The organism is Methylomagnum ishizawai, assembly GCF_900155475.1.
Lineage (GTDB): Bacteria > Pseudomonadota > Gammaproteobacteria > Methylococcales > Methylococcaceae > Methylomagnum > Methylomagnum ishizawai_A.
Genome location: NZ_FXAM01000003.1, coordinates 17,424 through 38,488 on the forward strand (window position 1 = coordinate 17,424; position 21,065 = coordinate 38,488).

The following is a 21,065-nucleotide window of genomic DNA, read 5'->3' on the forward strand; positions in this document are numbered from 1 at the left end:
CGCCGGGAGGGAACCGCGCCGCCCGCCCTAACCCTACGAACCCCATCAGGAGCGACCATGAGCCTCACCGCAGAGCAAACCAAAGAACGCAACAAGGCCCTCATCAAAGAGGTTCTTGAAGTCTACCCGGACAAGACCGCCAAGCGCCGTGCCAAGCACCTCAACACCTACGAGCAAGGCAAACCGGACTGCGGCACCAAGTCCAACATCAAATCCGTCCCCGGCGTCATGACCATCCGTGGTTGCGCCTACGCCGGTTCCAAGGGCGTGGTGTGGGGTCCGATCAAGGACATGATCCACATTTCCCACGGCCCGGTCGGTTGCGGCCAGTACTCCTGGGCTTCCCGCCGCAACTACTACATCGGCACCACCGGCATCGACACCTTCGTCACCATGCAGTTCACCTCCGACTTCCAGGAGAAGGACATCGTGTTCGGCGGCGATAAGAAGCTGGAAAAGATCATCGACGAAATCGAGGAGCTGTTCCCGCTCAACCACGGCATCACCGTGCAGTCGGAATGCCCCATTGGCCTGATCGGCGACGACATCGAAGCGGTGTCGAAGAAGAAGTCGAAGGAATACAACGGCAAGACCATCGTGCCGGTGCGTTGCGAAGGTTTCCGCGGCGTGTCCCAGTCCCTCGGCCACCACATCGCCAACGACGCCGTCCGCGACTGGATCTTCGACAAGGCCGACAAGCGTCCGGAATTCAAGACCACCCCGTATGACGTCGCGATCATCGGCGACTACAACATCGGCGGCGATGCTTGGTCCTCGCGCATCCTGCTGGAAGAAATGGGCCTCCGCGTGATCGCCCAGTGGTCCGGCGACGGCTCCCTGGCCGAACTGGAAAACACCCCGAAGGCCAAGTTGAACGTGCTGCACTGCTACCGTTCGATGAACTACATCTCCCGCCACCTGGAAGAGAAGTACGGCGTGCCGTGGGTCGAGTACAACTTCTTCGGCCCGACCAAGATCGCGGAATCCCTGCGCAAGATCGCCAGCTACTTCGACGACACCATCAAGGCCAACGCCGAACTGGTCATCGCCAAGTACCAGCCGCTGATGGATGCCGTCATCGCCAAGTACCGTCCGCGCCTCGAAGGCAAGAAGGTCATGCTGTACGTCGGCGGCCTGCGTCCCCGCCACGTCATCGGCGCCTATGAGGACTTAGGGATGGAAATCGTCGGCACCGGCTACGAGTTCGGCCATAACGACGACTACCAGCGCACCACCCACTACGTCAAGGACGGTACCCTGATCTATGACGACGTGACCGGCTACGAATTCGAGAAATTCGTCGAAGCCATCCAGCCCGACCTGGTCGGTTCCGGCATCAAGGAAAAGTACGTGTTCCAGAAGATGGGCGTGCCGTTCCGCCAGATGCACTCCTGGGATTATTCCGGTCCCTATCACGGCTACGACGGCTTCGCCATCTTCGCCCGTGATATGGACATGGCGATCAACAACCCGGTGTGGGCCATGACCAAGGCTCCCTGGAAGAAGGCCGCCGCCTGATCCCGTAGGGTGGGCCGGTATTCCCGGCCCACCGCGACGCTACGGAAAGCTGGGCATGGGTAACATGCCCACCCTACGAGTACCACGAGTACTAGCCGTATAAGAAGACCCAGGGCGTGTCCGGCCACGCCACAAGAATCGTCCGGTGAGCCCCGCAAAGGCCCGCCCCGCCACCCGCCATTTAGGAGTTACTTCCATGAGTCAGAGCGCAGAAAAGGTCCTAGACCATTTCAATCTTTTCCGTCAGCCCGAGTACGTCGAGCTGTTCGAGAACAAAAAGAAGGAATTCGAGTTCATGCCCCCCGACGAGCAGGTGGAGCAGGTTCGCGAGTGGGCCAAGACCGAAGAGTACAAGGAAAAGAACTTCGCCCGCGAAGCGTTGGTCGTGAACCCGGCCAAGGCCTGCCAACCGCTGGGCGCGGTGTTCGCCGCCGTCGGTTTCGAGGGCACCATTCCCTTCGTCCATGGTTCCCAGGGTTGCGTGGCGTACTACCGCAGCCATTTCAGCCGCCATTTCAAGGAGCCGACTTCCTGCGTCTCCTCCTCCATGACCGAGGACGCGGCGGTGTTCGGCGGCCTCAACAACATGATCGACGGCCTCGCCAACACCTACAACATGTACAAGCCGAAGATGATTTCGGTTTCGACCACCTGCATGGCGGAAGTGATCGGCGACGATTTGAACGCCTTCATCAAGACCTCGAAGGAAAAGGGCAGCATCCCGGCCGATTACAACGTGCCGTTCGCCCACACCCCGGCCTTCGTCGGCAGCCACATCACCGGTTTCGACAATGTGATGAAGGGCGTGCTGTGGCACTTCTGGGATGGCAAGGCCGGCACCGTGCCGCCGATGGTGCGCGTCCCCAATGACAGCATCAACTTCATCGGCGGCTTCGACGGCTACACCGTCGGCAACCTCCGCGAGATCAAGCGCATCTTCAACCTGTTCGATGTGAACTACACCATCCTGTGCGATAACAGCGACGTGTGGGATACCCCGACCGACGGCGAATTCCGCATGTACGACGGCGGCACCACCATCGAACAGACCGAGAACGCCCTGCACGCCAAGGCCACCATCTCCATGCAGGAATACTGCACCGAGAAGACCCTACCGCTGATCGCGGACCATGGCCAGGAAGTCGTCGCCCTCAACCACCCCATCGGCATCAAGGGCACCGACAAGTTCATGATGGAAATCTCCCGCCTGACCGGCAAGCCGATCCCGGCGGAACTGGAGAAGGAGCGTGGCCGTCTGGTGGACGCCATCGCCGACTCCACCACCCATATCCACGGCCTGAAGTTCGCCATCTACGGCGACCCGGACCTGTGCTACGGCCTAGCCGAGTTCCTGTTGGAACTGGGCGCGGAACCGACCCACGTCCTGGCCACCAACGGCGGCAAGGCTTGGGAAAAGAAGATGCAGGCCTTGTTCGATTCTTCGCCCTTCGGCAAGAACTGCAAGGTCTATCCGGGCAAGGACCTGTGGCATATGCGCTCCCTGCTGTTCACCGATCCGGTCGATTTCTTGATCGGCAACACCTACGGCAAATACCTGGAGCGCGATACCGGTACCCCGTTGATCCGCATCGGCTTCCCGATCTTCGACCGCCACCACAAGCACCGCTACCCGGTGTGGGGCTATCAGGGCGGCATGAACGTGCTGGTCTGGATCCTCGACAAGATCTTCGACGAGTTCGACAAGAACACCATCATCCCGGCCAAGACCGACTACAGCTACGACATCATCCGTTGATGGGCTGACCAGTTCAGGGTTGGAAAAGGAATACCGGCGGCCTTCGGGCCGCCGGTTTTTTTGTGCCTGGAATTTTCGGGTGCGGGCTTTCACGCGTGAAAGTGCCGGGGCGTGGCGTTCGCGTATCGGCCCGGACCAGGGTAAAGGCGGAAAAAAAGGGGCGGATATGGACCGCCCCGGTGGAGGAAATGTCTGCGCGGTCCTACTGGTTCCAGTCGGTCGCGCTCACCCCGTTCGGCGTCCAATACTTGCCGTCGTCGGCGCTGTTCTTGTAGTAGCTGTTCGGCACCACACGCCATTTGTTGCGCCGCCACAGGTTGCCGTTGCCATCGGTCCAACCCGGATACAGCGGTCCGAAATAGGGCTGGATATCGGTGCCGAAGGTATTATCGGTGAAGACGACGTTTTTATTGTTCTGCTTCCCGCCGATGGCCACGGTATAGCCGAATCCCGAAAAATAGTTATTGGTGATTGTTACATTGGTATATCCAGCGCCACCGGCCAAGGATAAACCCTGGGTATTGCCGACCGATGAAATCTTATTGTGGTCGAATATCATATAACCCTGTCCACCCCAGTTATCCAATATCCCGTCGGTGTGGTCCACCCCACCGCCATCGTCCCTGGCGTCGTGGAACCAGGTGTTCCTCACCACAACGGGCCGGGCCTGACTCGAATACTGCATCTGGATACCTCCGCCGAAACCCCAGAAATCGGAATGATCGATGGTGATCTGCACGGCGCCGCGCTGATCGATACCGTAGCCATAGCCTTGGCTATAGGCCGTGGGCGGCGCGGAAACCACCCGCGGCTGGAAGGTGACATAATCGAAAACGATATTGTTCCCGCAGGTTTTGTAATGGTCGCCGATGACGACGTTGGCGTTGTTGTTGGGGTCGGTCTGGGTGTAGGCGAACCGGCTGCCGTAGAAGGTGACGTTGCTCACATCGCAGGGCACGGTCAGCCCCTGCGTGAAATCGTAGAACTTATAGGTCTGGCCGCTCTGTAGGGTCCCGGTGAACGGGGTGAGGTATCCCGGATAGCCCGGCGCGTTCTTGTATCCGGTATTGGTCGCGTCCGGCCATTGTCCCGCTGTCGGTGGCGGGGAGGTCGGAGCGCCGATGCGGAGGTTGGCCGGGGGTGAAAGGGCCGCCCCGGCTGCGGGGCCGTACAGGCAGGAGACCGCGACCAGGGCGGTGAGGGTGCGAGGAGTCGATATATTCATGGAATGCTCTTTTCAGGCAGGGTGCCGACGGGATTATGCCGTCGGCACGGGGGATTAATACATGGCGCGATGGACGTACGGGCATCTTATGGCAAGGCGCTTGGCATCGAGGCAATAGGATATGGCCGGGCTAAAAAAGGATGGGAGACCGATTTTGCCGTCGATCTGGATTCTCCCATCCAAGCTTCACCCATGATCCTATCGATACCCATGGCTATCAAGGCTTGAATACCACGTCCACCCAGTAATTGGTGGATTGATAGCTGCTATCCGGGAAGGCCGGGGTGGCGCTGTAGCGATAGACGCCATTGGCATTGCCGGACCCGCCCAGGGCGTGCAGTGGCGCGTTGTCGTAGCCCGCGGTGGCGAAGAAGCTGATGTTATGGGCATACTGGCCGACATTGGTATGGTAGGACGCCACATAAACGGTATTGGCCGCGATTTTCACCGGGGTGGCGAAATTGACCTGCTGCCAGCCGGAAGCGGTTTCGCCGCTGAAGGTAGCCCGCGCCAACTGTTGGCCGCCGACGCTCCATAGGGTGGCGACATGGGTGCCGGTGTTGGTCGTGCCCTTATAGAAGCGGATACCCGTGATGGCACCGGCCACGTCGGATTTGAACTTCAGGCCCACTTCCACCGGCGAAGTATCGCCCGGTTCGGTCGGGTTGGCCGGCACGGTGGAGGTTTTCCACAGGCTGTTCAGGATCGGCTTGTTACGGTCGGCGGCGATCTCGGCCTGGTTCAAGGCCCGGTTGTACAGCCTCACCTCGTCGATGCGGCCCGCGAAATAATCGCCCAGCACGCTATGCCCGCCGATACGCAGCGCCCCGCCGGAGACCTGGATGGCGCCGTTCACCGCGCCCTGGGCCACCGGGTTGGCGTCCACGTAGAGCTTGAGCAGGCTGCCGTCGTAGGTGGCGGCCAGGTGTTTCCAGGTGGTGGCGGGCAGGCTGGTCCCGCCGGGCAATTGCCACCAAGTGCTGGTCATGACGCCCGCCGCCGCTTGGTTGGTCGCGGCGTTGGCGAACAGGCCATAGGCCGAACCGGAGCCGGATTCCTTGTTCAGGACGCCGGACACGCCGCTCATCGCGGCCTGCGGATAGACCCAGGCTTCCAGGGTCATGCCGCTGGTGAGGTCGAGCGAGGCGGCGTCCTTGACCGAGACCCAGGCGCTCGTGCCGTTGAAGCTCAAGGCCCGTCCGAATTTGCCGCTGTTGGTCCGCGTCGCCGCGCTGAGCGTGCCGTGGTTGTTGAGGCCGGACGAATCCAGCGCGGTGTTGCCGGTCGGTTCCTCGAAGCCGTAGGCCGCGACCAAGCCATTGGCCCCATCGCCGGAGCCGCCGGAACTGGAACCCGTGACCGTGACCGTGCCGGTCTTGTTGCTGGAACCACTGGCGTTGCGGGCGGTGAGGGTGACGGTATAGGTGCCCGCCGCCGCGTAGGTGTGCGAGGGACTGGCGACCGTGGCAGTGCCGCCGTCGCCGAACGACCAGGACCAGGCCGTGGGGCTGCCGGTCGAGGTGTCGGTGAAGCTCACCGGCAGGGGCGCGGTCCCCGTGGCCGGGGTGGCGGTGAAATTGGCGACCGGTGCGGCCACCTGGGTGGCCTGCACGACATAGGCTTGGGTGGCGGTATTGCTGCCGCCGGGGCCGGTCACCTTGAGGGTGACGGTATAGGTGCCCGCCGCGCTGTAATTGGTGGAAGCGGACTGGGCGGTGCTGGTGACACCGTTGCCGAGGTTCCAGGAACGGCTGGTCACGCTGCCCTGGGAAGTGTCGGTGAAGGTCACGGTCTGCCCGGCCTTGGCCGAGCCCGAGGCCGGGCTGGCCGCGATCTGGGCGGCCGGGGCGGCGACGTAGGAGACTTGGTTGGAATAGCCGCTTTGCACGGTCCGGGTAGTGTCGTAGGCCTGGGCGGCGATGTAATAGGTCGCGCCGTCGGCCAGGTTGTTCAAGGTGTAGGTGGTGGCCTTGCCGACATCGACATTGGTGGTGTAGTTGCCGCTGCTGGTCCCGTAATAGAGTTTGTAGCCCCCGAGGCTGGATTCGGTGTTGGCGTCCCAGGAGAGCGTGACCTGGCCGGCTCCCGCCGTCGCGGCGTGGCCTAGGAGCGCGAGCCATCCGCACAGCGCGGTGCGGCCGATCTTATGGGGTTTGGGGTTGGTTGCCTTGCTGCTGAACATGATGGTCCTCATGGCTATTGTGTCCCCCGCCGGGCTTGCCGGGACGCGGGGCCGGGGCTGGTTTCAGCCCGGTGGGCATGATGGGTGTCCTTACGTTGGCCGCCGTGGGCGGGTCATGGATTGGGGCTTCCCTGTTCACGCCGGGGAAAGCGCAAAAGCCGGGCCAAACGGGTTCGGGCGGGGTGGCGGGACGCTGTCCCGGAGCGGGCAAAACCCTGTATCCATAAAGGATTGGGTGGATCGTGGGGCGGCGGGAACCGGAGGCGGGAGGCGGGGAATGGCGCTGGCCCGGACGTCCGGCGGGTGCCATCGGCGTCGTCGATCACAGACAGGATACGCAGGACTACCTATGCCCCCGGCGGCGACAGGGGGGTGTCGCCACGCGCTGCTGGCTTGGGCAACCCCGGTCCGGCAGGGTGCGGACCTGTCCGTGGCCGGGAAGGGCGGGGGACGGTTTTGTCGCTAGCGCTGGGCGGGCGTAGGGATTCCGGGATGGTCTGGCCGGGAAAGAGGCGGAATCCGGGGGGATTGCCATGGCGGCGGCACAGCCGGGGCGGGATGGAACGGTGGACGATGGCGCGGGACGGAGGATCGGGAAGGGCCGTCGCCGGACGGAGACGCCGCTAAAAATCCTGGGACTTGCGCCGGTCCGGGCTGGAGTGGCCGCGAGGATGGGCGCGGCGTTCCCCGCGCCTGCGCTCGGGGCCTACCCCATCGCGTGGCAGGGCGAGCCAGCGGCGGCAGACCCAGGGGCTGGCGATCCAGACCAGGAGGCAGTTGAGGAGGATCGTTCCCAGCATAATCAGGATGCCATCCAGCATGGCTCGTCCTCCCTGGCCGGTTCGGTGGAAGCGTCCCGCGCCGTCCGGGCCGGGCGGGATGCGGAATTCCATCATCTTACCGACCACCGGACCCGGCCAGTCGGGAGGATTACCTAAGCCGGCGGGGGACCGGCCGTGGCGGATTCATTCCAGGAACCGCGCCGGGGCCAGGTGTTCCATGCCGAAGGCCGCCGCCACGCCCGCGTGGGTCACATAGCCCTGGGCGATGTTCAAGCCTTTGCGCAGCGCCTCGTCGCCGCGCAACGCCTGTTTCCAGCCCTGGTTCGCCAAGCGCAGCAAATAGGGGAAGGTGGCGTTGGTCAGGGCCAGGGTCGAGGTGCGCGGCACCCCGCCCGGCATGTTGGCGACGCCGTAATGGATGATGCCATCCACCACGTAGGTGGGGTCTTCGTGGGTGGTGGCGTGGATGGTCTCGACGCAGCCACCCTGGTCGATGGCGACATCGACGATCACCGCGCCGGGCCGCATCAGCTTGAGGTCTTCCCGGCGCAGGAGCTTGGGGGCCACCGCGCCGGGAATCAGCACCCCGCCGATCACGAGGTCGGCCTGGGCCAGGTATTCCAGCACGTTGTGGCGGTTGGAGAACACCAACTGCACATTGGCCGGCAGCACATCGCTGAGGTAGCGCAGCCGTTCCAGCGAAATATCCAGGATCACCACCTGGGCACCCAGCCCCGCCGCCATCTTGGCGGCGTTGATCCCGACCACCCCGCCGCCCAGGACCACCACCTTGGCCGGGGGCACGCCCGGCACCCCGCCCAGCAGCACGCCGCGCCCGCCGTGCAGTTTCTCCAGGTATTTGGCCCCTTCGTGGACCGCCATCCGGCCCGCCACTTCCGACATGGGCGTCAGCAAGGGCAGTTCGCGCGAGGGCAGCTCGACGGTTTCGTAGGCGATGCAGACCGCCCCGGAATCGAGGTGCGCCCGCGTCAGTTTCTCGTTGGCGGCGAAATGGAAATAGGTGAACAAGGTCTGGCCGGAGCGGATGCGCTTCCATTCGGGTTCGATGGGTTCCTTGACCTTGACGATCAGGTCGGCCCCGGCCCAGACGCTGTCGGCGTCGGGCAGGATCTGGGCGCCGACGGCGGTGTATTGGGCATCCTCGAAGCCGCTGCCGACCCCGGCCCCGGTTTCGAGCAGCACCTCGTGGCCGGCGGCGGTCAGCGCCTCGACCCCGGCGGGGACCACGGAGACGCGGTTTTCGTTGGTTTTGATTTCTTTGGGGACACCGATTTTCATGGGGATGGTCTCGCTATTCTTGGGGGATGGTGGGTGTGGCCGGCTTGGGGATGGCGGGGGAGCGGCACCGGGCCGGACCCTGCTGGGAGGGATGCGGAAGCCGTCCCGCTCCCGCCGGTCGTTGTGATGCAATCAATCACGGGAAGCAAAGCCCGAGCCAGGACGCGCGGATGTGCCGGAAGCCGCGCCGGGCTTGGGATCGGGGGGGATGGGCGGGGGCGGGCGTGGTGGGATGGAACCGGGGATTTGTTGCAATCGGCACAAGCCGGCGCGGGCATGGCTCAATGGCTGGTGGCCCGCATCTTCCGCCAATCCGCTTCCGGCACCTTGGCCAAACGGCCATCTGGCAAGACCCAGAGGCGTCCGGTCTCGACCCGGCCCAGCACCTCCACGCCCCAAGGGTTCAAGCGGCAGACCTCGCCGTTATCGACCACGCGCACGGCGGGGACGTGGCTGTGCCGGGCCACGGCGGCGTTGGCGGCCAGATGGCGCGGCGTGCCGTGCACCGGGATCACCACCGGCGGCTGCACCCAGCCATACAGGCGTTCGAGGTCGGCCTGGGCCGGATGGCCCGAGACATGGACCAGGGCGTCGTGGTCGGTGGCCACCCGCACGCCCAAATCCCGCAGCCGCTGTTGGATGCGTTCCACCGAGCGTTCGTTGCCGGGGATCATGCGCGAGGAGAAGATCACCAGATCGCCGGGGTCCAGTAGCAAATCGCGGTGGCGGTCCGCCGCCAGCCGCGCCAGGGCCGAATTGGGTTCGCCCTGGCTGCCGGTGCAGGCGGCGAACAGGGCTTCCGGCGGCAGGTGGCCGAGGTGCGGGCCGTCGACCGGCTCGGGCAGCTTGTCCGGCCAATAGCCCAGGCCGCGGGCGGTCGCCAGCATCCGTTCCATGGCCGGGCCGACCACGCCGAAGCGCCGCCCCAGGGCGTCCGCCACCCGCGCCAGGGTCGCCAGCCGGGCGACATTGCTGGCGAAGGCGGTGGCGACGATCCGGCCCTTGGCGGTCTTGCCCAGGTCCAGCAGGGGTTTGAACAAATCGCTCTCGGAGCCGGTGCTGCCCGGCACCATGGCGTTGGTGGAATCGCAGACCATCGCCAGCAAGGGTTCGCGCCGGAGTCCCACCAAGCGCCGATGGTCGTAGACCGGGCCGATCACCGGGCGCTCGTCCAGCTTCCAGTCGCCGGTATGCAACACCGAACCCACCGGGGTGCGGATCAACACCGCGTTGGGTTCGGGGATGGAATGGGTCATGCCGATATATTCCAGCGCGAACGGGCCGGCCTCGAAACGCCCGCCCAGGCCCACCTCGACGATGGGTGCGTCCTCCAACCCCACGCGGGCCAGCTTGGCGCGGACCAGGGCCGCCGTGAACGGGGTGGCGTAGATCGGGCAGCGCAGCCGTTGCCAGAGGTAGGGCAGGGCGCCGATGTGGTCCTCGTGGCCGTGGGTCAGGACCAGCCCGGCCAGCCGGTCGCGGCGGGCGGCGATGAAGGCCGGGTCCGCCATCATGACCTCGTAGTCGGGAAAATCGTCGCCGCCGAAGGTGATGCCGAAATCGACGGCGATCCAACTGCCGCCGTAGCCGTACAGGCTGAGGTTCATGCCGATCTCGCCGACGCCGCCCAAGGGAAGGAACAGCAGTTCTTCGGTGCTGGGGGTGGGGTAGAAGCTCATCCGGGGTGGGCGGTCCTGGGTGGATGGGAAGGGGTCGCGCCCCATCCTGCTCGATATGGCGGCGTTTGTCGAGACCGATGCCGCTCCGGCCAAGCTTCAAGGGTGGGCGGCCCGGCGGCTCCACCCGGACCATGCGCGGGCCGGATTCAATTGCAGACGGACCCATTCACCGTTGGATTTTGGTTGTCGATGTTTTGGCCGGTTTCCAAGATCACATTGCCGCTGCGATGCCAGCCATCGGTGGGCGCGGCCCTGGGATACCACACCCCGAAATAACCGGCGCAAGGGTAAAGCGCCGTGGAGAATTTATTATTGGTATGGGTGACGTTGGTGGTGGTGTTTCCATTGGCGGCATAGGCGTAGACGATGAACCCGCCACCGGCCATCAGATTATTAGTGATGGCGATGTTGGCGGTCGAGCCGAAATAATCATCGACCATGATGGCCGAGGTTTGCTGATAAGCATTGTGCAGGGTATTGTGGATGATCGATATATTGGAAGTGCCGCCATCGATTTGGATATTGTCATAATGCGGCGAACCCGGTGCCCCCAGGTCGTGTATATAACTATCCTGGAGGCTCGAACCACTGAGCGGGGTGAAGCCGTTTTCCACCCCGTAGATATTCGAGCGCAAGACCGTGGCGGGACCGATGACCCCCATGGAATTGGTGCCGCCCGCCGTGCCCCGGCCATCGAGCTCGCAATCCTCGATCCGGGCACCGCTGATGCCGTCCTTGACTTGGATCAGGGCGAAAGCGCTGCCGCGGACACGCGAGCGCTTGATGGTCACGTTATTGGCGCTGATATAGATATTGCCGCTGATATCGCGGCTATCGATCACGGTGCCGGGCGTGGTGATGGTCATGCTGCCGCCGGGTGTCAGGGTAACTCCGGTGGGTTGCCAGCCGGTATTGCCGGGGCCGGGCCAACCGCAGGCTTCGAGGTTTTGCCAAACCTTGTGGACGCAATCGACACCGCTCCCGGAGCCGATACGCAGGTTGGCCGGGGGATTGAGCGCCGAGACGCTTTCCGTATACAACGATCCACAGGCCAGGGAGACGAGGGGTAGAACCCATAGGGTGGGAGCGATGCGTGCGCGGTATTTCATGGTGATACCTATAGCCCATGGGGATATGGGCGGCGATTAGAAACTCCTTGGAAAGCGGTGGATTCCTTGTATTCCACAGGGTATCTGGCCGGTCGCGATCCGGCCAAATCCAGACGCCGACGATAGTGCGAAAGCCATGCCAATCGCCTGAAACGGCCTGGGTTTTGGCCGTTCAAGCCATTTTGGGCGGATTACGGGGGGGATTGGCGCGGTCTGGCCATGGTCCGGCCTAGCCATCCGGTGGCGCGGGAACTGGCAAGCGTCGTTAATCCAAGACACCCGCGGCCAGCGCCAGGGTTCCGGGCGCGGGCCGGGTGGGTTTGAAGCGGGGGCGATCCCGATTGAAACCGGCTTTTTCCGTGGGGAAACAGCCGGATCGGTCCAATCGGGTGTCTAAGGGCCGGGGCGGCTCGGGAAGGCGTCGCCGCGAAGAGACAGGGATCGGGACGGCGGGCGGTGCAGGGGCCGGTCCGCCGGTCAATTCAGCGGGAGGCGGTCCTGGGCGCCCATCGCGGTGTGGTAGGCCTTGGCGTCCAGCACCTCGACCCGCGCCATCACGCCGGGACAGCCGTCCTTGCCGTTTTCGGGTTCCACCTGGATGGCGGGGGCGAGTTCCGCCCGGGCCTGGTCGCTCAGTTCCCGGCCCCGGATTTCGAGGTAGTCGGCCTGACCCGGCGCCAGATGGACGCGCTTGGACAGCGTATGTCCCGCCGTGTCGCGCATCAGGTTGCCCGCGCCGTCGAGGAAGCCCAGCAGCACATCGCAACTGCCCGCGACCTCGGTTTGCGCCACCACGTCGAGGCGCAGGGTTTGGTCGGCCCCGAGGGCGATCCGCCCGGCGTCTTCGCCGGCCTGGGCGCAACCTACGGATAACAACAAGGCGAGGAGGGCGGGGGTCTGGTTCATGGTCGTTCTCCGGTGGGCGGGTCTTGGGGGATAGTCTGCACCCGTGGGAGTGGTTTCGACAGTGAACTGGACAGCGGCGGTTTTGTGAATTATTACCAAAAACAGCCCTTGACCTGGGGCCGGTCCTGGGCTTAGGCGATCTCGTCCAACCACGCCATCTGTATGGCTTCCAGCACTTTCTCGTTGCATTTCTCGACGTTGTCCGAGAACCCATCGAGGGCCAGGACCCAATCCAAAAGATCGGTATAGCGGATGAATTTCGGGTCCACGTCGGGATGGGCCTCGGCCAGGGCGATGGCGATATCGAAGGTGTCGCTGAATTTCATGGGGAATTCCTCGCGGGAAGTTGGGGGAGGGGGGATGGCGCGGCTCACTCGGTCCAGCGCTCGCTGCGTAGCGCCTGGGCCACGGCCTGGGCGCGGGACTCGAACAGCTCCGCCGCCGTCCGCGCCGGGGCCGGTTCCACGCCGGTATAGGCCGCCAAGGCCCGCCGCAGCTTGTCGGCCTTGGGATAGGTTTCCAGCGCCTGTCCTGGATAGGCCCGGTAGTCGCAGGCGCAGATGTCGAGCAAACGGGCGAAGCGTTCGGGATGGCGCGGGGCTTCCGCCCGCTCCAGCAAACCGGCGATGGCGGTCGCCCGCATGTCCACGGCGCGGTGGACCCGGTCGCATTCCCGCACCGCCAACCGCGCCAAAGCCAGGCAATCTTCCGGCACCTGGAACCTCGCGCACACCGCTTCGACCAGCGGGATGCCGCGCGCCTCGTGGCCGTAATGGCCGGGCCAGAATTCGCGGGGGGAACCGGCCTTGCCCAGCTTGTGCAACAGGGCCGCCCAACGGGTGGCGAGCGGGGCGTCGATCTTGGCGGTTTCTTCCAGCAGGGCGCATTGGTGCAGGCCGATATCGACCTCGGGCGGGTCGTCGGCGCTTTGCGGCACGCCGAACAGGGCATCGACTTCCGGCAGCAGCGCGAGCAAGGCTCCGTGCTGGCGCAGCAGCAACAGCATCCGCGCCGGATGCGGACCCATCAGGCCATAGGCCAGGATCGGCCAAGCCTGGGGCGGTTCCAAGGTATCGCATCCGTCCGGCAAGGCGCGGAGGCCGGGCAGTGTGGCGGGTTCCGAGCCATAGGCGGCCAGCGCCGCCGCCCGCAGGGCCAGCAGCAGTTCCGGGCCGGACAAGGCGTGGGTTGCGGCGGACATCACGAGGAGCAACTGACTTCGATAGGGCTCAAGGCTTCCGACGGCGGCTCGGCGTAGGCTTCGAGTTCCGGCTGTTCGTCGTAGGGGCGGGCCAGCAGGTCCAGCAGCTTGGCGACCTCGCCATCGTCGCCGGCCTCGGCTTGCGCTATCGCGGCTTGGGCCAGATGGTTGCGCAGCACGTATTTGGGATTGACCCGGTTCATGGCGAAGGCGCGGGCCGCGTCGTCGGTGTTTTGTTCGGCGCGGAGGCGGGCGCGGTAGGCCACGGTCCAGGCGTCGAAGGCGGCGATATCCAGGAGTTCCTCGCGGGCACCGTGGGCCGGGTCATCGTCGGCGGCGCGGACCTTGGCGAGGTGGCGGAAGCCGCGGGTGAAGTCGCTCTTGCCGCGTTGCAGGATCGCCAGGAAGTCGTTGACCAGGGCCAGGTCGCCTGCGCGGATTTCGCGGAGGCCCAGTTTGTCGGCCCAGCGCCGTTCCATGGCCGCGGCATAGACCGGGGCGTAGCGCTCGAAAATGCCGGTGGCGATTTCCAGGGCTTGGGACTCGTCGTCGGCCAGCAAGGGTAGGCAGGCCCGCAGCAGCCGCGAGCAATTCCATTGGCCGATCTGCGGCTGGGCGTAATAGGCGTAGCGGCCCTCGGCGTCGGAATGGTTGCAGACATGGTATTGGCGGAACCGGTCCATGAAGCCATAGGGACCATAATCCAGGGTCAAGCCCAGCACCGAGAAATTGTCGGTGTTCATCACCCCGTGGCAGAAACCCAAGCTTTGCCATTGCGCCATCAAACGGGCGGTGCGTTCGACCACTTCGCCCAGCCAAGCGGCGTGGCGGTCGGGCTGGTCGATCAGGTGCGGATAATGCTCGGCGATGACATGGTCGGCCAGGGGCGCGAGGGCGGTTTTGCCGCCTTGGTGGCGGAAGAACTCGAATTGGCCGAAACGGGCGAAGCTGGGCGCGACCCGGCAGACCACGGCGGCGGTTTCCAGGGTTTCGCGCTGGACCGGCGCGGGCGAGGCCACCAGGCTCAAACAGCGGGTGGTGGGCACGCCCAGGGCGTGCATGGCTTCCGAGCAAAGATATTCCCGGATCGAGGAACGCAGTACCGCCCGTCCGTCCATGCCGCGTGAATAGGGGGTCGGCCCCGCGCCCTTGAGCTGGAGTTCCCGGCGCTGGCCGGCGGGTGTCTGTATCTCGGCGATCAGGAGGGCGCGGCCATCGCCCAATTGCGGCACCCAGGTTCCGAACTGGTGGCCGGCATAGACCGAGGCCGTGGCCGCATAGCCCGGCCAGGGCGCATTGCCCGCCAGGATGGCCAGCAATTCCGGGTTTTGCGTCTCGCCGACATCCAGACCCAATTCCAGCGCTAGGGGCGCGTTGAAATGGACCAGCCGGGGTTCGGGCAAGGGGGTGGCGGGCACTTCGACCTGATAGGGCCGGCCCAGGGCTGCATAGCGTGGGGCCAGCGGCAATTCTCGATGGGGATAGCGGGGAGTGAAACCGTGCATGGCGGGTCTATGGGCGTTCCGCCCGTGGCAAAGTGGAAATCCGGCCCCCGGTCGCGCCCGCGAACACCTTGTTTCCCGGCCTATATCCCGGAAAATTAATAAGGGTATTGCAATCGGTCCCGCCCTATCGAAATATAGGCGGGTTTATAGCGAACCATGGGGAGTCATCTAATGGCGGACAAAGCCGGTCCTTTGGACTTTTTTAAGGCGCTACATGGCGCGTTTTCCGAAACCCTGGCCGCACGGCGGGGCCGCGCGGATTTGATCGACGGTTTGTTGGCCCAGGCTTTCGGCAGCTTCGAGGGCAATGTCGAAATCCAGGCCGAGGGCATGCCCGCCGTGGCCTGCCATAAGGGCTGCGCCACCTGCTGCACACTGCGGGTCACGGCCACCGCCCCGGAAATCTTCAGGGTCGCCCGCGCCGTGCGCTCGGTGTCGGCCACCTTGAAACAGCGCACCGGGATCGACTTGATCCAACGCCTCGCCGCCGCCGACCAACAAACCCGTGGCCTCGGCGAGGAAGCGCGGGTGGCTTTGCGCTGCCAATGCCCGTTCATCGTCGAAGGCATGTGCGTCATCTATCCGGTACGGACCCTGGCTTGTCGCGGCCACGCCGCCTACGATCAGGAAGACTGCGTCCGGGCGGCGATGGGCGAACTCGCGAGCATCGCTTTTTCAGGTCCGCATCTGACCGTGCGCGGCTTGGTGCAGAACGCCATGCAATCGGCCCTGCGCGATGCGGGCTATGCGTTCGGGCTATACGAATTCAACCGGGCCTTGTCCATGGCCTTGGCCGACGAATCCCTGTTGGCGCAATGGCTGGCGGGCGTCGATGTTTTCGCCGAGGCGTTGACGACCGAAGTCAGCCTCGCCGAAATGGCTTCCACCTTCGACGCCATCAAGGCCCATCCCACCTGATGGACGATCTTCCGGCGTAGGGTGGGTAGGTACTCATGCCCACCATTTTTGGGTTATCCCGGTGGGCACGGAATACTTGCCTACCCTAGGGTTTATCCAACTCCATACCGCGGAAGATCGAGCAACGCACGAACACCTCGCGGCTGGGCGGTACCTGCTTGCGGTTGCAAAACTTCGCGACCAGTTTCGCCAAGCCCTTGATATCGCGGCCCGTGGCTTCCGGGAACAGGTCCACCAATACCTCGATCAAATCCGGCTCCACGTCCAGGCCGAATTGCTCGGTCATCACGCCCCAAATCTTGCGGCGGTCCTCGCGTTCCGGCGGATGGAACTTGATGAGGGCGATACAGCGCGACACGATGGCCTCGTCGATATCGTCCACCCGGTTGGTGGTGAGGAACAGGAGGCCGTTGAAATATTCCAGCACCCTGAGAAACACCCCGACCACGGCGTTCATGGTGATATTGTCGTCGCGGCGCTTGATGTAGACATCGGCCTCGTCGATCAACATCACCGCGCCCCAGCGCTGGGCGCGGGTCAGGACATCCTTGAGCGCGGTTTCCATCGCCGCCACGTTCAGCCCCAGTTGCCCGGAATGCACCCGGTACAAGGGCCGTTTGATGATTTCCGAGTACACCTCGGCGGTGAGGGTCTTGCCGACGCCGGGCGGCCCCGCGCACAGCACCGTGGTCCCGCCGGATTTGCCCGCCACGATATCGTCCATCAGCACGTCCATCTCGGCGGTGAGGATATCGATCAGGTCGGTCTGTTCTTCCGGCAACACCAGCTTTTGCTTGAGTTCCGGGTGGTATTCGTAGGGCCGGATATCGTCCACATGCACCCACAGATAATGGTGCAAATCCAGGTGGAACATCAGGATGAAGGCGTGGACCGGCAATTGGGTGAACATGCCCTTGGCCATCGCGGCCTGCGATTCCAGGACTTCGTCCTCGGCCTCGTAGTGGTTGCTCTTGGCTGCCTTGCGCAGGTACGGCCCCAGGATATCGCCGGTGGCGTCGAGGGTCAGGGCGCGGTTGGTGAGGATGCCTTCGTCGTTGACCAAGCGGGCGTCGCCGCCGCCCGAGGACAGGATCACCACGTCCTTGCGCGACCAATCGGTATCGCGGTGGGAGGAGGTCGGGTCTTCGGCGTAGAAGCCCGTGCCCTTGCCCGCGAACTGGGCACCGTAGCGGGCGCGCCAATCGAAATAGCGTTCGCTGGTCTCGTCGTAGGCCCGGATCAGTTCCGGGGTTTCCTTGAGGAAGCCTTTGGCGGCGAGGATTTCCGGGACGGTCTTGCCCGCGATATCGCTGGACGCGATCCGCATCGTGTTGGTGGCCAAGGCGCCCTTGGCGTTGGCCCTGAGTTCGATGAAGATTTTGCCGATCTCGTCATTCGAGGCCGGGGTGTAATCCAGCCGGGTGAGGAGATAGGGCAGGGGACGTCCGGCCACGTTGGCGGTGAACAACCAGCCCCGGATACCGCCTTCGGCCAGATAGCGGGCGATGGCGGGCAGGACCATTTCCAGGTCTTCGGCGGCGAAGCGCACGCCATCGTCGTTCATGGCCTGTTGCAGGGTGGCGAGTTGGGCCGCGCGGGCCTGCATTTCCGGCCCGCCCTTCTGGTACAAATCGCCCAGGAAGGCGATGGCCGGACCGGGAAGCTGTTGGAACGCCACTTCGACGCGGTTGCCGAAGCGCAGTTGTTCCTTGAGATGGGCGAGATCGGGGAATTCCTCGACCATCGCCTCGATATAGGGGCGCTCGATGTGGAGTTTCATGGCTTACCTACCCAATCAGGTTGTCTATCGTTCCCACGCCGGAGCGTGGGAACGATGGCGCCGGGAATCAGGCCACCGCCGCCAAGGGCTGGGCCGCGCCGGTCAGTGCCGCCACGAAATCGGCCAGCGGGCTATCGATCAACTCGATACCTTGCTCTTGCAGGAAGCGCTTTTCGTTGCGGGTCAAGGGGCCGGTCATCACCGCGTAGTGCTTGTCGCTGGACCGCTTCATCACCTGCCGGGCATAGGTCCGCTCCAATTGGTTGCGGAACCTACAGCCCATGAACAAGAAATAGCGCCCGCTCCGGATGTCCTTCACCCGCTCCGGGATCGGCGTCTGGATGTCGATCTCGGTCAGCACCTCCACATAATCGGAATCCGAAATGATGAAGTTGGACGCGGGCGCGATGCAACCCAAGGGCTTATACAACAAGGTGTTCCAGACCGCCGCGGCTTCTGGCCCGGTCTTGCTGCCGTCGGCGTTGAAATAATGCACCCATTCGCCGAAATGCTCGGCCCGGCTCACGCCCTGCACCTGGCCGAAATCGGTACGTCCGGCCAAGGCCGCCGCCATGGTGGCGTCGTACCAGACATCGACGATCAAGGGCAGGGATAGCCCCGCCAGGAAGGTGTGGAGCGCGGTCGGCTTGGCCGCGCCCTGGAACGCGGTCTGCGTCAAGCTCACCAGGGTTTTCCGGTGCTTGAAGTTCTCCACGTACTGGCTGGCCGCGGTCAGGTTCTTGCGGATCTTGTGCGGCACCGTCACCTTGCTGGTGATGAGTTCCACCAGGACCTCCGGCGTGGAGGGAACCTCCACGTCCGGGGCGAGGGCCAGCACTTCCGGGCCGAGATAAGGGATGACCTTGCCGGCCACGAGATCGTCCGCCAGGAAAGCGGGCAGGGTTTGGGTCATGAGGATAGCTCCTGGGTGCATGCGGCTTTCAGGCTCTCGATCTGGGCTTTGGGCAAACGGAACAGGCCGCGCCCGCCGGAGAGGACCTGGAAGCTGTCTTGGGTGTGGTTGGTCAGGAATTTGTACCAAGCCTGGGCTTGGACGCCCGCCGGACGCTCGCCGATTTCACTGACGGTGCCGTCCAGGTTATAGCGCAGGTGAATGACGCATTCGGCGGTGGCGGAGGTGGCTGCTTCGGTCATTGTCGTATCCTCATATTGGAGTGGTGGTGATGGTGTCTAACCGGCGGTTGTCTTGGCAACCGCCTTATTGCTTTATCAATTGGACCGTGACGCTGTGGGAACCCAGCACGGCTTGGCAAGCCAAGCGCGACAGGGATTTTTTGCCGTCCAAGCGGGCCAGCCGTTCCAATTCCGCCTTGCGGACCTTGGACAGGCTGCGGCAGCCCTCGCGCACGATCACATGGCAAGCCCCGCACAAGGCGCGGCCACCACAGGGGTGGGCGATCTCCTCGCCCGCCGCCAACGCGGCTTCGAGCAAGCTCGAACCGCTGGACACCCAGACGGTGCGGCCCGAAGGCAGGAGGGTGACTCCGGCCTGGGTGGTCCGCCGCTTTCCGGTCCGCAGAAAGCCCGACATGGGCGTTTACAAATAAATCGCCGCGCCCGCCCCGATATTGATCGAGGAATCCTTGGCGGTTTTGACGATGAAACCCACTTGATCCTCGGTGAGATGGTTATGGAACGGCAGGGCGACGGCGCGGTCGGCCAGCTTCTCGGTGACGAAGAAATCGCCCTTGCGGTAGCCGTATTGGCCGTAGAACCGTTGCAAGTGCAGCGGATGGCAATAGGCTACCGACTCGATCTGCTCGGTCGCCAAATCCTGGATGATGGAATCCCGGCTGGACCGGCTGAACCGCGTGCCCAGGTGGACCAGGTAGAACATCCAATGCACCTCTTCCACTTCGGGGGCGATGTACGGCGGCTTGATGCCCTCGAACGACAGGATGTGGTCTTCGTAATAGGACTCGACCTCCTTGCGCCGCTCTAGGATGCCATCGAGCCGCCGCAACTGGATCAAACCCAGGGCGGCGTTCAGTTCGCTGAGTTCGCAGCGGTAGGGCGGAATGTCGCTCAGGACCACCGAATAGCGCTCGTTGGGTTTCCGGGACCGCAGCGCCCGCAGTTTGCTGGCGATCTGGTCGTCGTCCGTCACCACCATGCCGCCTTCGCCGCAGTTGAGGGCCGAGGGCTGGGAAAACTCGAACACCGCGCTATCGCCGAAATTCCCCACCAATTGGCCTTGGTAGCGCGAACCGATGGCCTCGCTGGAATCTTCGAGCAACAGCAGCCCGCGCTGGTTGGCGAGTTCCCGCAGCGCCCCCCACAGGGCCGGATGGCCGTTGGTGTTGGAGGCCACGATGGCGCGGGTCTTGTCGGTGATTTTGGCGGCGACCTTGTCGGGGACCAGGGTGGCGGACCAGTATTCGATATCGGCGAACACCGGCGTGGCCCCGGCCAGGGCGATGCCATGGATGGTTTCCCGATAGCTGAACGAGGAGGCGATGACCTCGTCGCCTGGCCCGATGCCATAGGCTTTGAGGGCCAGCATCAGCCCCAGGGTGGCGCTGCCGACCGCGATGGCGTGCTTGCGCCCCAGGTATGCGGCGAATTCTTGCTCGAAGGTCTCGACCGTCGGCCCGGAACTCAGGCGCGGCGACCTGAGGACGGCGTCCACCGCCTCCAATTCCTCCATGCTCATGTCGGGATCGGACAATAGGATGGTGGGCTGCTGGTCGCTCATGGAATCACCGTTTTTGCGCGAGGACCAGGCCCGTGGCCTTGGCCGGATCGAGGGTCAGATGGACGCAGTGTTCCGAAGTGTCGATCAGGTACACGGCGAACTGGTCGGTCTCGAACGCCGGGGTTTCGGCGTCCATATCGCTGGCATCGCAACGGGTGAGCGAGACGCCCGGTAGGGCGGCCCGCACCTGGGCGACCCGCTCGGCCATGGGCGCGTCGCCTTCGAGGAGGCCGCGCACGGTGTCCAGGGCTGCCTGAGTGAGCGCCGCCATGGTTAATCTCCGCTGATCCGGCGGGCGTCCACGGTGATGGGCAGCGTGGTTTCCGGCGGCATTTCCGGCAAAGCCAACTCCCAGCCGTTCGCCAAGGTCACCATCCCGCCCCACAGCCCCGGATTTTCCTGGGAGACTACCGGCTCCTCCAGGTCTTTCTTGGGGACGTAGACGGACAGGATGCCCTCGGCGTCTTTGCGGATCATGATCTTCATGCG

General features: G+C 64.2%; 20 protein-coding genes. 3 read left to right on the forward strand and 17 right to left on the reverse strand.

The genetic code is table 11. The features are described 5' to 3' along the window. The first annotated feature begins 57 nt into the window (after positions 1 to 57). Both nifD and nifK read left to right on the forward strand, forming a co-directional pair. A complete protein-coding gene (nifD, locus tag B9N93_RS22160; protein ID WP_085216562.1) occupies positions 58 to 1,518 on the forward strand; it encodes a nitrogenase molybdenum-iron protein alpha chain in 1,461 nt (486 codons plus the stop codon). A gap of 196 nt (positions 1,519 to 1,714) precedes the next feature. Next, entirely contained in the window at positions 1,715 to 3,274 is a 1,560-nt protein-coding gene (gene nifK / locus B9N93_RS22165; RefSeq protein ID WP_085216563.1) for a nitrogenase molybdenum-iron protein subunit beta, read from the forward strand. A 202-nt stretch (positions 3,275 to 3,476) separates the two neighbouring features. Here nifK and B9N93_RS22170 read toward each other — a convergent pair whose 3' ends face one another. The 10 genes from B9N93_RS22170 to B9N93_RS22215 form a co-directional block, all read right to left on the reverse strand. Beyond that, the gene (locus B9N93_RS22170; RefSeq protein WP_085216564.1) at positions 3,477 to 4,499 is read right to left on the reverse strand and encodes a hypothetical protein; all 1,023 of its coding nucleotides are present in this window, start codon (positions 4,497 to 4,499) and stop codon (positions 3,477 to 3,479) included. A 217-nt stretch (positions 4,500 to 4,716) separates the two neighbouring features. Beyond that, complete coding sequence (locus tag B9N93_RS22175) at positions 4,717 to 6,693, reverse strand: DUF4082 domain-containing protein (RefSeq protein ID WP_085216565.1); 1,977 nt, start codon at positions 6,691 to 6,693, stop codon at positions 4,717 to 4,719. A gap of 611 nt (positions 6,694 to 7,304) precedes the next feature. Further along, positions 7,305 to 7,577 carry a hypothetical protein gene (locus tag B9N93_RS25045; protein WP_125469171.1) on the reverse strand — a complete coding sequence of 91 codons (273 nt, stop codon included), beginning with the start codon at positions 7,575 to 7,577 and terminating at the stop codon, positions 7,305 to 7,307. Positions 7,578 to 7,646: 69 nt separating this feature from the next. Further along, positions 7,647 to 8,762, reverse strand: a complete 1,116-nt coding sequence (gene ald, locus B9N93_RS22185; RefSeq protein ID WP_085216567.1) for an alanine dehydrogenase — start codon at positions 8,760 to 8,762, stop codon at positions 7,647 to 7,649. 281 nt (positions 8,763 to 9,043) lie between these two features. Further along, positions 9,044 to 10,441 (reverse strand): ribonuclease J, encoded by a 1,398-nt coding sequence (locus B9N93_RS22190; RefSeq protein ID WP_085216761.1) that lies wholly within the window; start codon positions 10,439 to 10,441, stop codon positions 9,044 to 9,046. A 146-nt stretch (positions 10,442 to 10,587) separates the two neighbouring features. Next, entirely contained in the window at positions 10,588 to 11,550 is a 963-nt protein-coding gene (locus B9N93_RS22195; protein WP_085216568.1) for a hypothetical protein, read from the reverse strand. Positions 11,551 to 12,027: 477 nt separating this feature from the next. Further along, the gene (locus tag B9N93_RS22200; RefSeq protein WP_085216569.1) at positions 12,028 to 12,456 is read right to left on the reverse strand and encodes a hypothetical protein; all 429 of its coding nucleotides are present in this window, start codon (positions 12,454 to 12,456) and stop codon (positions 12,028 to 12,030) included. Positions 12,457 to 12,587: 131 nt separating this feature from the next. After that, entirely contained in the window at positions 12,588 to 12,782 is a 195-nt protein-coding gene (gene iscX, locus B9N93_RS22205; RefSeq protein ID WP_085216570.1) for a Fe-S cluster assembly protein IscX, read from the reverse strand. Between the two features lie 44 nt (positions 12,783 to 12,826). Next, entirely contained in the window at positions 12,827 to 13,657 is an 831-nt protein-coding gene (locus tag B9N93_RS22210) for a hypothetical protein (protein ID WP_085216571.1), read from the reverse strand. Further along, positions 13,657 to 15,162 (reverse strand): protein adenylyltransferase SelO, encoded by a 1,506-nt coding sequence (locus tag B9N93_RS22215; RefSeq protein ID WP_085216572.1) that lies wholly within the window; start codon positions 15,160 to 15,162, stop codon positions 13,657 to 13,659. Before B9N93_RS22215 ends, B9N93_RS22210 begins: the two co-directional genes overlap by 1 nt. A gap of 171 nt (positions 15,163 to 15,333) precedes the next feature. On the opposite strand from B9N93_RS22215, the gene B9N93_RS22220 reads away from it, so the two are divergent. After that, positions 15,334 to 16,080: a YkgJ family cysteine cluster protein gene (locus tag B9N93_RS22220; RefSeq protein WP_125469172.1), complete on the forward strand. Its 747-nt coding sequence runs from the start codon at positions 15,334 to 15,336 to the stop codon at positions 16,078 to 16,080. 85 nt (positions 16,081 to 16,165) lie between these two features. Here B9N93_RS22220 and B9N93_RS22225 read toward each other — a convergent pair whose 3' ends face one another. From B9N93_RS22225 to nifT, 7 genes are all read right to left on the reverse strand, one after another. Beyond that, positions 16,166 to 17,860 (reverse strand): AAA family ATPase, encoded by a 1,695-nt coding sequence (locus B9N93_RS22225; protein WP_085216574.1) that lies wholly within the window; start codon positions 17,858 to 17,860, stop codon positions 16,166 to 16,168. 67 nt (positions 17,861 to 17,927) lie between these two features. Continuing rightward, positions 17,928 to 18,773, reverse strand: coding sequence for an SIR2 family NAD-dependent protein deacylase (locus tag B9N93_RS22230; RefSeq protein WP_085216575.1), 846 nt, complete (start codon positions 18,771 to 18,773; stop codon positions 17,928 to 17,930). Continuing rightward, the gene (locus B9N93_RS22235; RefSeq protein WP_085216576.1) at positions 18,770 to 19,015 is read right to left on the reverse strand and encodes a hypothetical protein; all 246 of its coding nucleotides are present in this window, start codon (positions 19,013 to 19,015) and stop codon (positions 18,770 to 18,772) included. The genes B9N93_RS22230 and B9N93_RS22235 overlap by 4 nt, the downstream gene beginning before the upstream one ends. A 64-nt stretch (positions 19,016 to 19,079) precedes the next feature. Next, the gene (locus B9N93_RS22240; RefSeq protein WP_085216577.1) at positions 19,080 to 19,412 is read right to left on the reverse strand and encodes a 2Fe-2S iron-sulfur cluster-binding protein; all 333 of its coding nucleotides are present in this window, start codon (positions 19,410 to 19,412) and stop codon (positions 19,080 to 19,082) included. Positions 19,413 to 19,418: 6 nt separating this feature from the next. After that, positions 19,419 to 20,576 carry a DegT/DnrJ/EryC1/StrS family aminotransferase gene (locus B9N93_RS22245; RefSeq protein ID WP_085216578.1) on the reverse strand — a complete coding sequence of 386 codons (1,158 nt, stop codon included), beginning with the start codon at positions 20,574 to 20,576 and terminating at the stop codon, positions 19,419 to 19,421. A 4-nt stretch (positions 20,577 to 20,580) separates the two neighbouring features. Further along, positions 20,581 to 20,847 carry a hypothetical protein gene (locus tag B9N93_RS22250; protein ID WP_085216579.1) on the reverse strand — a complete coding sequence of 89 codons (267 nt, stop codon included), beginning with the start codon at positions 20,845 to 20,847 and terminating at the stop codon, positions 20,581 to 20,583. Positions 20,848 to 20,849: 2 nt separating this feature from the next. Then, positions 20,850 to 21,062: a putative nitrogen fixation protein NifT gene (nifT, locus tag B9N93_RS22255; protein ID WP_085216580.1), complete on the reverse strand. Its 213-nt coding sequence runs from the start codon at positions 21,060 to 21,062 to the stop codon at positions 20,850 to 20,852. Positions 21,063 to 21,065 lie beyond the last annotated feature (3 nt).